Origin of the sequence: Bacteroides sp. 4_1_36, from assembly GCF_003466325.1 — a bacterium.
Taxonomy (GTDB): Bacteria; Bacteroidota; Bacteroidia; order Bacteroidales; family Bacteroidaceae; genus Bacteroides; species Bacteroides uniformis.
The window spans coordinates 63469-79432 of the sequence record NZ_QSOX01000008.1 but is presented as its reverse complement, the minus strand read 5'-3'; the positions used below and the strand labels follow the sequence as shown (position 1 = coordinate 79432).

Sequence of the window (15964 nt, the reverse complement as noted above, 5' to 3'; positions counted from 1 at the left end):
GGTATAAGATTTAAGAAAGAAAAGGCTATGCCGGAAGCATCCTGAATGAGAACAGGCTTCCAGGCATAGCCTTCTTTAGTTATTAATAGTTAGGATTCTGAGTAAGATGTGCAACACCACCTACCGTGCTGTTCATCACTTCATCTCTCGGAATGGGCAAACGTCTGTGCTTACCGACGATGAAGTTATTGAAGTCCTTGTCACGGGCTTTCAGCTCATCAATTCCAGCCTGAGAATCAAGTAATCCCCAACGCTTCAAGTCAGCCCAACGCCAACCTTCGAAACAGAGTTCCAAAGTACGTTCCATCTGCAGGCGCTTGATAAAGGCATCTTTAGAACTCAGGCAGTCTTTCCACTGACTGTCTTTCAACTTGGCCAGACCGGCACGTTCTCTTACCTTATCCACATAAACAGCAGCATCGGCAGGATTAGTACCCGTTTCAACAAGACATTCTGCGTAGTTCATCAAGATATCTGCATAACGCATGATACGATAGTTGTTACGGGCAAAGTAATCTTCTGCATCACGATAGTAAGCAGTATTGTATTTACGTATGTAGCAGTCTTCCGGGTCAGTTCCCCAACCGTCATTCCAATCGGCATTTTCAAATCCATAATATTTCTTCGGTTGATCGGGGAAGTCTTGTGAGAATCCACGGTACAGAATACTACCATACAAACGCAAGTCATTCTTTCCGTCAATACGTTTCTCTTTCAAGAACTCATCTACCAACCAGCGACGTGCCTTACCATCTCCCCAACCTATACCACTCGGAGCATAGAACTGAGTACGCTGGAAACCGAATGCCATACTGGCATCATTACCCGTACCACCCTTGTTTTGGTCATCGAACTGAATTTCAAAGATACCTTCCTTGTTGTTCTCATCCAAGTCAGTGAAATTATCTTCACGATTGGCGATAAGATCGTACAAAGAGCCCTCTTTATCAATCAGCCATTGCAATTGTTCCTTCGCCTTGTCATACTTATGTTGTTGCATATAGGCCTTGCCCAACAATGCTTTGGCAGCGCCTTTGGTGGCACGTCCCAAATTGGCAGCATCCCAAGATTCAGGAAGATAATCCATAGCAAACAGCAAGTCTTTCTCCACTTGATCCCATATTTCCTGCTCGGAAGCGTCTTCCGGAATATAATTGGCATCTTTAGGTTCCAAAGGCATCGTTCCTTTGTCCCACAACAGATTTACCTGAAAATACCACATTGCACGTAAGAAAGAAGCTTGTGCCAATACCTGGTTCTTTGTAGTCTCGTCCATTTCAATATTAGGCACATGACTCAACACTTGGTTGCAACGGAAAATACCTACGTAGAAATGTTCCCAATGTATATTGTTGCCTTCGTAAAAATTATAATTGTTGTAAAGAAAACGTGTCCAGTCACCCAATTCAATCCAAGGAGAAGAACTCCATCCCTCGTCCGAGGTCAAATCGTAGCGAAAAGAGAGCCAACGCATCCAAGTACCTTCCTTATAAAGAAAACTGTAGCAGGCATTTACACCAGCTGTAGCATCTTCCGGCTTATTCCAATAAGTATCGTTGGTCACTTCATTGGGATTATCAATATCCAATAAACTAGAACTGCATCCAGTGCACAATGTCAAGGCACCTGCGAGCATTAATCCATTATATATCTTTTTCATAATTTACAAACTGATTTATAAGTTAAAAGGTCAAATCCAATCCAAACATCACCGAACGGGTATTGGGATAAGCAAAGCTGTCCGTACCACTGTTCCAAACGGAATTCGCACCCTTGAAGTCAGGATCCAGACCGGAATATCCGGTAATAGTAATCAAGTTGCTACCGGTAGCAAACAGACGGAGTTTCTCAACGCCCAAGTTGGTCAGCCACTTCTGCTTGAAATTATAACCGATAGAGATATTCTTCATACGGAAGTAAGAACCATTCTCCAGGAAACGGTCGGCATCACGCGAGTTGCGGAAGTCACCGTAAATGATACGTGGGGTATTGGAGTTAGGATTCACCTGATAAGGCTCTTCGCCCTTCTCAAAGCGGATATAGTTGGAGTTGTCTGCAAACAGACGTCCTTGCCAACGGGATACGTTGTATATCTTATTGCCAAATTGACCGTTCCACATCATACTGAAATCGAAGTTCTTCCACTCTGCATTCAATACCAACGACATTTGCATCTTGGCCCATGGACTACCACAATAATCACGGTCAATATCAGTAATTTGACCGTCATCATTTAAATCAAGATACTTAACGTCTCCCAATTGCGGACGTTTCCCTTCAATCATGATCGGTGTACCGGCAGGTACTTTATCTTCATTAGGTCCCGGTACATGGTTACCTTTCGTCACATAATTGTCTATTTCCTCTTGTGTCCGGAAGATGCCGTCTGTTTTTCTCAGATAGAATTCGGCCAACGACCTTCCCGGCTCTGTTCTGGCTTGACCGGAATCAATAAAGTTTCTTTCCGACCCATCCCGTCCCAAGCTCAGAACTTCGTTATCCATCGTAGTCACATTCAGTAAAGCGCTGTACTTAAAGCCTGAAATCTGGTCTTTCCAACCAAATGTAAACTCGAAGCCCTTGTTGCGCAAGCTGGCAGCATTTTTCCACGGAGAGCCTCCTTGATTACCGGTAGAAATGGCAATCGGAGTCTCAGCCAATACGTCACTGGTTTTTGAATTATAATATTCCGCACTGACAGTCAGGCGTTGGTTCAGGAAACTGGCATCAAAACCTACATTCACCGTTTCTTTTGTTTCCCAAACAAGACCTGCATTCACCAGTTTCACCTGAGTAGAACCCGGAACAATAGCACCACCGAATACAGTTACAATACTCTGGTTGATAGTTCCGATATAATCCCAATCACCAATGGAAGAGTTACCAAGACGACCCCAGTTACCTCTAATTTTCAAGTCATTAATCCAAGGCACATCAAAGAATTCCTCCTTTGAAATTCTCCAGGCACCGGAGAATGAGGGGAAATTGCCCCAGCGGTTTTCCTTAGCCAAGCGAGAAGTACCGTCACGACGGAAAGTGGCAGTCAGATAGTATTTATCATCATAAACGTAGTTTGCACGTCCCAAATAAGAAATCATCGCATTCTCGCTGATGCTGTTTGAATTCTGCTGATTGCTCTGTCCTGCATTCAAAACTGTAAAGTAATCGCCGTTACCCGTCATCGGAAAGTTCAGACGGGAAGCCCACAAACCTTCCCACTCATGGTGCTGGTAAGTAGTACCGACCACGGCATCCACATGATGCTTACCAAAATCCTTATTGAAGTTCAACGTGTGCTCAATCAACATGTTGTAGGTGTTGTCACGTGCCTTCTGGCTTTCCGGATCACGGTGTTCCTGATTCTGAGTCCAGTTACCTTCTCCACGGAACCATGAGTTCTCATAGAAATAAAGGTCAATACCACCATTGAATTTATAAGAAAGGAATTCGAAAGGCTTGAATTCCAACCATAAAGAACCATTCAAACGATTCTGGCGGAAATGACGGTATTCCAAATCTTCACGGGCAATCGGGTTCACACCAAAAGTATTGTATTTGGCAGCATCACCATAGCCATATCCACCCGGATTATTCTCATCATAGATAGGAATAGTAGGCATCATACGCAAAAAGTCATTGTAGGTATTGGTCTGGTTCGGGTCTGTGTTTGTGAGTGAATAAGCCAAGTTTTCACCAAAAGAGAACCAGCCCTTTTTACCTTGTGTATTGACACGGAAGCTATAACGGTCGAAAGTATTTCCATAAGAAACGCCGTCATTGTTATAGTAGCCGGCTGATACAAAATAACTACCGGAGTCACCGCCACCGGAGAGTGATACGTTGTAGTCCTGCACCAATGCGGTCTTCAACACTTCATCCTGCCAGTTGGTATCATACTGTGAGTGTTTCTGAGTGCTGTTTACAGTAGCAATGCCATCTTTGATAGCTTCATTATAGGCAATATCATTATACTTGATATATTCTGCCGCATTCATCAAATCAAATTTCGGGCTCCATTCCAATGTTTCCTTTACGCTTACATTCACCTTCATGGGACCTTTCGTACCCTTCTTGGTAGTAACGATAATCACACCATTGGCAGCACGCGAACCGTAGATGGCAGCAGCAGAAGCGTCCTTCAGAATCTGGATGGATTCTGCATCTGCAGGGTTGAAGTCAACTCCCGGATCTGTAATCATACCATCAATTACCCACAACGGAGAGTTATTACTCAAAGAACCGACACCGCGAATTTCAATAGAGGCATCTTCGCCCGCCCTACCGCTACTGCGTACGTTAATACCGGTTGCCAAACCCTGCATCTGGCTGACCAGTGTTCCTGCAGCGCTTTTCTTCATTTCCTTGGTATCAACAACGGCAACCGCTCCAGTCAAGTCGGACTTCTTCACGGTCTGATAACCGATGACAACCACTTCTTCCAGTGCTTTCGAATCATCTTTCATCACCACGCGCAAGGCAGTTCCCTTATAGACAACTTCCTGCGTAAGCATACCGATATAAGAGAAAACGAGTGTACTTCCTTTTTTTCCACTCACTGAGAAATTACCGTCAATATCGGTAATGGCACCCGTGGTAGTACCCTTCACCAATACATTCACGCCCACCAAAGGCTCACTATTTGCATCCGTCACCGTTCCCGTTATGGTCACATCTTGTGAATAAGCGGTAGCTGCAAACACAACAAAGAATAAGAATAAGATTTTCTTGATCATTTTTTATAGAATTAGATTTTAAAACTATGCGGAAACTAACGCCCGCTTTTTAAATACACCGCAGAAAGTGATTAGTCACTTCTGCCAATCATAGAACATTGATTAGGATTTGTTACGTCATAGGCATAGGGGTCATAGTATTATAAATTGTTGGCTTTCGGATGCAAATATATCCGCATAAAGCTAAAATTAATGCAAATATCGCTTCAATCTATGCAATTATAAATCCAAAAAATGCCCCTGAGAGACACCTCAGGGGCATTTGATTGGATTGTTATATTTAGCAAGCATTCCATGCTATCATTTCACGAAGTCTTTGGGCAGAATACCAAATTGTTTTTGGAAGCACTTGGTAAAATAGGAAGGAGTATTGAAGCCGGTCATATAGCAAACCTCATTGATTTTACACTCTCCTTCCTTTAAAAGCTGCGCCGCTTTCTTCAACCGCTCCAGACGGATGTAGTCATTGGGAGTCATATCCAATATGCCCTTTATCTTCCGGTTCAGGCTCGACCGGCTCATGTTCAGCAGGCTTGCCATATCATCCAGGCAGAAATCCGGATTCTGCATATTGGCAACCACCACTTCCTTCAATGTTTTAAGGAAAGATTCATCTGCCTTTGTCATTGCCATACTGCCCGTCTGCACAAAGGGAGAATTGACAAAAGAAGCCCGTAGCTTCTCACGGTTGTTCAGCAGATTGGCCACACAAACTTTCAGATATTCCACGGAGAAAGGTTTCTCTATATATACGTCAGCCCCCAGCTTCATTCCCTCTATTTTGGCTTGAAGAGTCGTCTTCGCCGTAAGCAGGATAATCGGTATATGGCTATAGTCAAGCTCGGACTTCAGATGCTCGCACAGCTCCAATCCATCCATCTCGGGCATCATAATGTCTGAAATGACAAGATTTACAGTATGTTCCTTCAACACCTTCAAAGCTTCCACCCCATTCACGGCAGTCAGCACACGATATTCCGAAGAGAGCTGTTTCACAACAAATGCCTGCATTTCCAGACTGTCTTCCACCACCAAAAGAGTATACCGGTGCTGTTCCAAGGCAGTACCTGCACCACTTTCCTCAGAGGATTCCCCGCCCGTTACCGGTTCTTTATGCTCCATAGCCACCGTCTGCTCGTGCTTCAGCGGAAGTGACAGCAGGAAACAGTTGTTCTCCATCGAATCTTCCATGCACAACGTACCCTCATGGAGTTCGGCCAATGAACGGGCAAGTGCAAGCCCGATACCGGTGCCGGGCACAGAGCGCAAGGTACCGGTTTTATACTGGATGAACGGCTTGAAAATCTCCTCGCGCATCTCTACCGGAATGACAAGGCCGTCATTGCATACAGAAAGCAGCAGTCTTTCACCTTCCGAATATAGCCTGATGCGTATATAGGTCTCCGAATACTTTATCGCATTGGTCAGCAGATTGCTGATAATCTTGGTAAGCCCTTCCCTATCAACCGAAGCATACAAGCTTTCGGGAGTCTCTATACTCAATGCCAGCCCCCTTTCACGTGCCAAAGGCTTGAAACGCTTATACGTCTTCTGCAAGAGCTCAGACACGTCGCATTCCACAAAATTCAATTGGAAGCCTTGCGTCTCCGTCTTCCGGAAGTCCAGCAACTGGTTCACCAAATCAAGCAGTCGGTTGGTGTTCAGTTCCATGGTCTCCAAATCATCCCTGATGTCGTCCGAGACAGACTGGGAAACCAATACATTCTCGAGCGGACTCTTTATCAGTGTAAGCGGTGTACGTATCTCATGCGCCACATTCGTGAAGAAGTCTATCTTCGCAGTATACAACTCCCGCTCCTTTTCCCGCTCAAACTTGTCCATAGCCTGCTGATGCTTCTGCCGGGTCTGTTTTCTGAAATAGATGATTACAGCAGCCAGTGAGCATAACGCCAATACCGTATAACCGGCATATGCCCAGGTGGAGAGATAGAAAGGAGGACGGATATGGATGTCGAGCACACGTTCCGTAGCGTTCCACTTGCCATCGCTGTTGGAACCTTTTATACGCAACGTATAGCTTCCATAAGGAAGGTTTGAATAGTTGATGATGGAATTCCGTCCTACCGTATACCAGTCGCGGTCAAAACCTTCCAACTTATATTCAAGACTGTTCATTTCGGGTGCTTGATAACTTAAAGCCGCAACCTGGAAAGAAAAGGAGTTCTGGTCGGCATCCAGTTCTATTTCATCCGCATAGGTGATGCTCTTCTCCAAAGGAGAATCCGGACTGTCCACCGAAAGCCGTTTATTGAACAGAAAGAAGTCTGTAATCACCACGGGAGGGAGGAAAGTGTTCTCCACAAAGGTTTCCGGGTCAAAGGCTATGAATCCGTTGATGCTTCCTAAATAGATGCGTCCTTTCTTGTCGATGTAGCCGGACTGGAAATTAAACTGGTTGCTCAGCAGCCCGTTGGCCGTGGTATAGACATGCTTGCTCTCCGTATCGGGATTGAAGCAGACCAGACCATGATTGGAAGTAATCCACAAGTTGCCCCGCTTGTCCTCGACCATCTTGTAGATGGTATTGCTCGGAAATCCTTTCGACATGTCATAACGGGTAAAATTGTCCGTTTCCGGATTGTAGCGGCAGAAGCCCTCACCCAGCGTCATGAACCACAGACGCTTCCTGCTGTCTTCGTAGATACTGATTACCTTATTGTAGGGAAGAGAGGTCGAATCATTCTCATTAGACAGATAATTCCTCCACTGCTGGCTTCTTACATTGTAGCAGAACACTCCATTAGAAAAAGTAGCAAACCACAGATTTCCGTTGAAGTCCTCCAGAATGTTATAAGTAAACATATTCTTCAGCTGAGGAATCCGGGTAAAGTCATCTGTAGAGCGATTGTACTTCAACAGACCGGACGTGGTGCCTATCCACACGTCTCCCGTAGTGGTCCTGCAAATGGTAAAGGCGTCATTGGCGACCATGGAATTCTCACTCTCACCCTTGGCATAATGTTTCACCTGCCTGGTCCGAAGATTCACCCGGTTCAGACCACCGGAGAACGTACCCACCCACAAATCATCCCCGTCCAGGCAAAGGCCGTGGACATTCTGATAAATGGCCGGATGCTCAAAAGGCTCTATCTTTCCGTTTTCCGGATTGTAATTAAACAAGCCTTTGTCTTCGGTACCTATCCACAAGGTGCCATCATTACTTTCACAGATTTCCCGTACACGACGGCCGAAATGCCTGAGATTGTCTCTCGGATAGAACTTCTCGAAATAAGTCCACTGATAAGGACAATAGTTCACTCCACCGAAATAAGACCCTATCCACATGCCGTTCTCCTTGTCGCAGCAGAGCGAATAAATGGCATTGTCCGACAATGCATACGAATCATCCTGGTCGGGAACGGTCAAATGGGTAATCTTGTCATTCGTCAGATTGTAAATATACAAGCCGGACTCTGCGCCCACCCACAGCTCGTTGTCAGATTTGAACTGCAAAGCCCTCACATAGGTGTTCAGCAGCTTCCGCGTCTTGCCGGTAGTCTGGTTTATCTCTGTCAACCCGTTCAGCGAAGCGATATACACACAATTATGGGGTCCGCTGACCTGCCAGTTGATAATATCATTCTTGAAAATCTCATTTCCTTCCGCGTCCTTGAAAGGCTGCAGAGGAGTTTCAAAGTCAGCTTTCGTATAGTAAAGATTATCCGCATACAAGGCCAGCCAACACGTATTCCCATTCAGCCAAAAGCGGGTTACATTGGGCAGTCCCGAATCGTGCAGATGGTTCAGCAGCCTCCCTTCATCCGGTTTATAGCAGAACAACCCCTGGTTTTCTACCGATATCCAGATATTATCGTCCTCGTCACTTCCAATCATGGTGACGAAATCCCTGATGATACTGCCGTTATCACTGGCCTCATCGAAAGCGGTAAAGGAATCCAGTACCGGGTCGTAAATAAAGACTCCCCCATCGGTACCAATCCAGATATTTCCCCGGCGGTCCTCGTAGAGCGCAGTTATGAAGTTCTTTCCTAAACCGGAGTTCTCTTTCTTGTAAATACGGAAAGACAATCCGTCATAACGGTTCAGACCGTCCTTGGTTCCGAACCACATAAAGCCTTTCCTATCCTGCAAAATCTGATACACGGTGTTCTGCGAAAGACCGTTCCGGATATCCATCGTTCTGAAATAGTAATGAACAGCATCCTGCGCACAAACCGGCAATACCGCCCATAGGCACAGACTAAGGAAAAGCTTTATAATCAATCGTTTCATAACAACATTTTTAATGTACAATTTACCATTTACAAAGTACAATTTAACTATGCAGATGACAGCGCAGCCAAATTGTACTTTGTAAATGGTAAATTGTAAATGCCCCTATTTCTTAAGTGAATTGCAGATACGTGTATTTATCTCTTTCACGCGTTTCTCATCCAGCTTTATCACCTTGCGGTCGTAAGTCATCAGACCGTTCACTTCCACCTCCACATCCGTGGTCTGTGTATAGACGGCTGCCGAGAAACCTCTTTTTATCATCTGATACAGCATATCGGCATATTTCACGTACTCATCAGTCACTTCTTTGGAAGAGTTGAACTGAACATATCCCCAGTTGCGGTTCGGTTCCCAGATATGGTCTTTCAAGACAAGGCCGATGCCGCCATACTCACCCAAAACCGTGGCACGCTGTGCATCATACAGATACATTTCCGGTTGGGGATAGTTGTGGAGGTCGAGCATGTCACCGCAAGTATAATGGTTACCGCCACTTGCCGGATTCACCAGGCGGGTCGGGTCATACTGTTTCGTCCATTCGGCTATCTCTACCGTCTTGAACTGCCCCCAGGCTTCGTTGAACGGTACCCATGTACCGATACACGGATAAGAGTAGAGACAATCCATTATTTCCTTCCATTCCTTGTGATAATAGGCTTCGGATTCGGCGGAGCGTTTCAGTTCTGTTCCGTCGAAATAGCGGCGGTTCTGCCATTCCGGATTACGGTCACCGCTCGGCATATCCTGCCATACGATGATACCCAAACGGTCACAATGTGTGTACCAACGTGCCGGTTCCACCTTGATATGCTTGCGAATCATATTGAAACCGAAATCTTTCGTCTTCTGTACATCATACAGCAAAGCCTCGTCTGTGGGAGCTGTATACAGTCCGTCGGGCCACCAACCCTGGTCCAGCGGTCCAAACTGGAACAAAGCCTCGTTATTTAGTTCCAGGCGTACGATGCCATCCGCGTCACGACGGGTGGAGTACTTACGCATGGCAGCATAGCTGTCCACCTTATCCACTACCTTGCCTCCGCTTTTCAGAGTCACTTTCAGCGTATAGAGGAAGGGGGAATCCGGACTCCACAACTTGGCATTCCGGGGCATGGACACCTCCACCGGCTCTGCATTGATACTTTTGCCGGTGGCTACCAGTTGATTGCCGTCATACACATTCACTTCCACAAAGTCGGAAGGACATGCACTATTCAATTCAGCCTTCACTGTCAACAGATTACGGTCAATATCGGGAGTGATACGGAGGTTCTCGATATGTTTTCCGGCAACCGGCTCCATCCATACCGTCTGCCAGATACCGCTTACGGGAGTGTACCAGATACCTTCCGGATTGCTGACCTGCTTTCCACGGGGTTGAGGTCCTTTATCCGTTGGGTCCCAAACTTTTACGACCAACTGATTATTGCCTTTGCCAGAAAGAGCGGCAGTAATATCGAAGGAGAACGGAGTAAATCCCCCCGTATGACTGCCTACTTTCACATCATTCACCCATACATCCGTTTTCCAGTCGACAGCACCAAAGTGCAACAGCACTTGTTTTCCCTTCCAAGCAGAAGGAATATCAAAACTGCGCTGGTAGACCAGTTCCTGGTTTTCATTGATTCTTTTTCCAACTCCGGACAAGGAGGATTCGATGGCAAAAGGAACAAGTATCTGCCCTTCGAACTCTGCCGGAAGATGCTCACCTTTATTTATAACGGCATAATTCCACAGTCCGTTCAAGTTCTTCCAGTCACTCCGTTCCATGATGGGACGAGGATATTCGGGCAACACATTTGCGGGATTGATCTGGGATGCCCAGTCCGTTTTGATTTTATCACCTGCCGGCTTCCATTGCGCCGAGCTTCCGATTGCAAACAACGTCAAGAATGACGATATGAGGAAAAATCTTCTCATAGTATTATAACTTTTTATTGGTTTCTACGAAAGCAAAGATAAGCCGATTCAGAAAAAAAGAATAGAAATTTCGAACCAATAAATAGTATTTTTGTGGAATATCAAGGTATTACCATCTCATTTTATCAAAGAAATTCATCAAAGGCACCTTTTTCCGCTTTTCTTGCCACGCCTATGACAAGGTTTTGCCTTCCCATTGGCAAGACTTTGCCACCGCGTTGGCAAAACTTTGCCATAGGCGTGGCAAAAGTTTGCCAAGGCAGTGACAACTTGTTGGCAAAATACCTCCCTGATATACAAGGAGTAGCAAACAATAGACAGCAGGGAACGACTAATATCCCGGATTCTGCTGGTTCTCCAATGCCGGATTGGCATTTATCTCATCCTGCGAAATAGGAAGCACAATCTTCTCGAAAGTACGGTCGATTGTTTTTCCACGGTGACTCACCGGAATATCTTGAAAATCGTCGTTGAATTCGATGGTTCTGCCCATACGCATCATGTCGAAGAAGCGTTGTCCTTCACCAAAAAGCTCCTTGCTGCGCTCGTCCAGAATCATATCATCGGTAATGGTAGCGGCAGTGGCCGGTGCCAGTCCGGGAGAACGCCTGCGGATTTCATTCAAGTAACCGGCGGAGGCATCTGCGCCTGCTTCCTGCTTCGTGGAGTGCAAGGCTGCTTCGGCGGCAATCAGATATATCTCGGAAAGACGGATTATCTTGATATTGACGGCTGTATTGGTTGCCTTGCCGTCACCTGCCAGGGTGGTACTACCCATATACTTGTAGCAGGCTCCCTTGCGTTCAATCTCATTGTCCACCCAGTATTCATCGTTGTCCATGATTCCCCAACGCACATCCGTCTCGTCTTCACCCAGACGGTTCAGGAAATAATCGCTGGCAAGATACCAGCCCATGGCATTCTTCAACTGTCCGTAGCGCATCAGGTAAAAGCCCAAAGAAGAAGTTCCCAGGTCTGATTCCTCAGTGGTGATGCCCAGCTCAAAGATGGACTCGGAACCAAACTGCTTGCTCCAGGAAGCCGTCCAATCGGCAGGCTCATACAGTTTGTACACACCGCTTTCTATAATCTCCCGGGCAGCGTTCAAAGCACCGTCATAATCTTCCATATAGAGTTTCACACGCGCTTGCAGGGCTATGTTGGTGTAATAGTCCGCATATCCGCTCTGCTTTGTCTTCTTCTTGGCAAGCAGGGCCGCCCCGTCCGACAAGTCCTGCAGAATCTGGCGATAGTTCTCCTCCACAGTAGCACGGGTGGGCTGGGCGTTCACCGTAAGCGGCTCGGTTACATTGGGAACTCCATAAGAGGTCTTGTTGTAATTGTAAGGAAGCCCGTAGAGACGGACCAAATCGAAATAGAACAGCGCCCTCAGAGTCAACGCCTGCCCTTTGGCTTCGGAAAAGTCTTCCATACTGCCCGATTCTTCCAGCTTCTCAATGTTGCTCAACAAGGTGTTGACCTGCAGAACGCAGTAATATCCACGGCTCCAGAAACCGGAATAAGTATTGCTGTTAGAAGTGTGGTTGAACGTATAGAATGCATCCAGTCCGCGTCCGGCAGCAAAAATCGTGAGGTCACCGCCCTTGGCATCACCGTACATAAAAAGGTTTCTGCCGTAATAGGACGATGAGGTCATCGCACTCATCACACCGTTGATAACCACCTGCGCATCGGCTACCGTACCAACAGCACCTTCTGCATTTCCGGAGTTGGTGGGCTGCATATCCAGAAAATCGTCACACGAAGTGAATGTAAAGGCACCAAGTATCACAAGTGCCAATAAATGATATATCTTTTTCATTGTTAGTTCCTCCAGTTCATTAAAATTTCAATTCAACGCCAACGACAAATGTTTTTCCGATAGGGGTTTCCCAACCACGTGTGCCGTATTCGCTCACTTCGGGGTCTGCCTCCTTGTATTTGGCTATTGTCCAAAGGTTGCTGGCAGTGAAGAAAAGGCGGGCATTCTCGATGAAAGCCTTGCGGGTCATGGCTTTGGGCAGCGTATAGGCCAATGAGAGATTCTTCAAGCGCAGATAACTGGCATTGAACAAGTGGCGGCTGCTGTATTGTTGCGGGTCATCGAGGTCTACACCTTCGATACGGGGCTCTGTACCGTTCGTATGGTCTGGCGTCCAAAGGTTGTTGTAGTAGCTTTTAGCACGGATACGCTCCCAATAATAACCGTCGTCGGCCACATCCATGTAGGCTCCATCGTACAAGTCTCCTCCTATCTTATAGGTAAAGCCCAACGAAAGGGCTATGCCTTTGTAGGAGACCGAGGTATTGATGCCCCCATACACTTTGGGAACGGCATTGCCGATGATGGTGTAGTTGGCATTGTTATAGTCATAAGTAGCTCCGCGTCCGTTATACTCAAAATCTCCGGCCTTGCCATTCTTGGGGTCATTTACATAGTAGACGTTCTTGCCGTTGGTCTTGTCCACACCTGCCCATTCGTATCCATAGAAAGCCAGCGTGGACTGACCTTCCCGGTATACATATTGCGCACGGCTGTCGCTACTGGTGGGGTCGTACCAGATAATGTCCGCACCGCCATACAACTCTTTCACCTCAGAACGGAGGAAGGTTGCGTTGGCACCGGCACTCCATAACCATCCTTTACTATTAATGATGTCACCACTCAACTCCACCTCTACCCCATGGTTGTTGATGCATCCTACGTTCCGCAACGTAGAGGAAAATCCCGTAACCATCGAAATGGGAACATCCTGGAGCAGGTTCTTCGAATCACGGTTGAAGTATTCCACCGTACCGCGCAGACGCTGGCCGAAGAAGCCGAAGTCGATACCCACATTCGTGTTGTAGCTCGTCTCCCAAGACAGCTTGTCATTGGTGACGGTAGTGATTGTACCGCCCGGGTTACCCATGTACTTACTGGTATAGCTCATCAAGCTCATATAGCCGTAATTGTCCGAAGGCAGCGTACCGTTAATACCATAAGAGGCACGTATACGCAGGTTGCTCAGGAAAGAATATTTGCTCATAAAACCCTCGCGCATGATGTTCCACGCTCCTGCCACTGACCAGAAGTTTCCCCAACGTTCCTGCTTGCTGAGCCGGGAAGAACCGTCGCGGCGGTAAGAACCGGAAATGAAGTAGCGTTCATCGTAATTATAATCCAACTTGGAGAGCACGGACACCATCGAGTTTCCCCAGGAATATCCGGCAGAAGTCTGCGTTCCGGCAGTAGAAACTGTATGAATGGTGCTGACCGCAAGATTGCTTCCTGTGGCACGCACATAGTCTGTCTTGTTCTTCTCCGCTTCGAAACCCACCATGGTGCCAACTGTGTGTTTGTCGAAGGTGCCGGTATAATTGGCGGTAGTGGAGGTAACCATCTTCTCGTATGTAGTACGGTATTCGTTGACATTCCCATTGTCTGCCGAGCCTTTATAGTGATTGGCACTGTAATAGATATGGTCTTTTACAGTAGTATTGTCGTAAGAGTAGATAGAACGAAGGTCCAGGCCCGGCATCAGATGCAGGGTGAGCGTCTCCGCAGCCATGATTTTGGTACTGGTAGAACCGTTCTCCCACTCTTTGTCATAATAAAGCCCATTGTAGGCGTAGCTACCGTAACGTTCGGTCCAGAGCTCGCCGGTCTTGTAATCAGTGGGCCAGTAGAGTCCCCACAGCAAGTTACGGGTCTGCATGAAGTAATTACTGCCCGTGTTGCGTGTATCATTATAACCGCTTTTCTTGGTACGCGCCAGGCTGGCATTGGTGGTCAGTTCAAGGAATTTCCCCACCTTCTGGGTGAGGTTCAGGCGACCGGAAACACGGTCGAAGCTGTTCATCTTCAAACGTCCTTCGTCCTGGGTATAGGAAAGGGAAGTGTAATAGTTGGTATTCTGCGTAGCACCGCTGACGGACATATCGTAGGTCTGGTAAATGGCGGTACGGAAATATGCCTTGTCCCAATCGTAGTATTTGCCTCCACGCCCGGAGTTGTCGTACTCAAGGATATTGACGTTCTCGTAAGCTCCCGTACCATTTGTGGTAAATTGGTAGCCATGTTTGTTGAAACGGCTGTTCAACTGGCCTATGGCATAGGCTGCCGCCTTTTCGTCCGTTTCGCCCTTACCGCTTGTACGGGCATCGTGAAATACGGTGTAGAGCATATTCACATTCTCCTGTACGCTGGCCGTTTCATAGTTGTCCGTTGCCCAGCAGGGCGTGAAGCCCACTTCGGCTTTCAGCGTCACCACCGGCTTGCCAATCTGTCCTTTTTTGGTAGTAATCAGAATGACGCCGTTTGCCGCACGCGACCCATAAAGCGAGCTGGCCGCCGCATCTTTCAATACAGAAATAGATTCGATGTCTTCCGGGTTCAACGTATTCATGATGTTGTTGGTAGAATAGAGCTCACCGCTCATCTGCCCCGTATTGCCCGAAGAGACCGGAACACCGTCCACTACATACAACGGTTCATTCCCGGCATTCATAGAACCTATGCCACGGATGCGGATGGCCGGTGCGGAACCCGCCTGGCCGGAATTATTCGTCAGTTGCAAGCCCGCCACTTTACCGTTCAACGCGTTTTCAAAGCTGGTCGTCGGAATGTCTTTCAGCGCATCCGCTTTCACTAAAGAAGCCGAACCTGCATAGCTGCTCTTTTTGGCCGTGCCGTAAGCCACCACCATCACTTCATCCAGCAGTTCCGAATCCGATTTCAGCACCACCTTCATAGCAGGCTTTATGGCAGCTTCTACTTTCTGCATACCTACAAAAGAGACAATCACTGTCTTTGCCGTGCCCGGCACATTCAAGATTGTAAATTTACCTTCGATATCGGTCACGGCCCCCAGCGTTGTACCCTTCACCAATACCGATGCCCCAATAATCGGCTCATTGTTGTCCTCGGCAAATACTGTTCCCGAGACCGTAGACGTCTGAGCCATCACTCCTGCCCCCATAACCAGGCAGACAATGATTAACAAGAAGAATTTCTTTCTCATGCTTCTCTTCCTTAAAATTAGTCAATCAAAACACTTTTTAATATCCAAACG

General features: G+C 47.0%; 6 protein-coding genes. All 6 read right to left on the bottom strand.

All coding sequences use genetic code 11. The features are described from left to right. Positions 1-82 precede the first annotated feature (82 nt). On the bottom strand, positions 83-1660 hold the full coding sequence (locus DXD65_RS09695; RefSeq protein WP_035447546.1) for a RagB/SusD family nutrient uptake outer membrane protein: 1578 nt from the start codon (positions 1658-1660) through the stop codon (positions 83-85). A 22-nt stretch (positions 1661-1682) separates the two neighbouring features. Next, positions 1683-4733 (bottom strand): SusC/RagA family TonB-linked outer membrane protein, encoded by a 3051-nt coding sequence (locus DXD65_RS09690; RefSeq protein WP_035447543.1) that lies wholly within the window; start codon positions 4731-4733, stop codon positions 1683-1685. Between the two features lie 300 nt (positions 4734-5033). Further along, positions 5034-8987, bottom strand: coding sequence for a hybrid sensor histidine kinase/response regulator transcription factor (locus DXD65_RS09685; protein WP_117887593.1), 3954 nt, complete (start codon positions 8985-8987; stop codon positions 5034-5036). A gap of 105 nt (positions 8988-9092) precedes the next feature. Further along, the gene (locus DXD65_RS09680; RefSeq protein ID WP_061412246.1) at positions 9093-10910 is read right to left on the bottom strand and encodes a glycoside hydrolase family 2 protein; all 1818 of its coding nucleotides are present in this window, start codon (positions 10908-10910) and stop codon (positions 9093-9095) included. Positions 10911-11241: 331 nt separating this feature from the next. After that, positions 11242-12732 (bottom strand): RagB/SusD family nutrient uptake outer membrane protein, encoded by a 1491-nt coding sequence (locus DXD65_RS09675; RefSeq protein WP_117887592.1) that lies wholly within the window; start codon positions 12730-12732, stop codon positions 11242-11244. Between the two features lie 19 nt (positions 12733-12751). After that, entirely contained in the window at positions 12752-15913 is a 3162-nt protein-coding gene (locus DXD65_RS09670) for a SusC/RagA family TonB-linked outer membrane protein (protein WP_117887591.1), read from the bottom strand. Positions 15914-15964 lie beyond the last annotated feature (51 nt).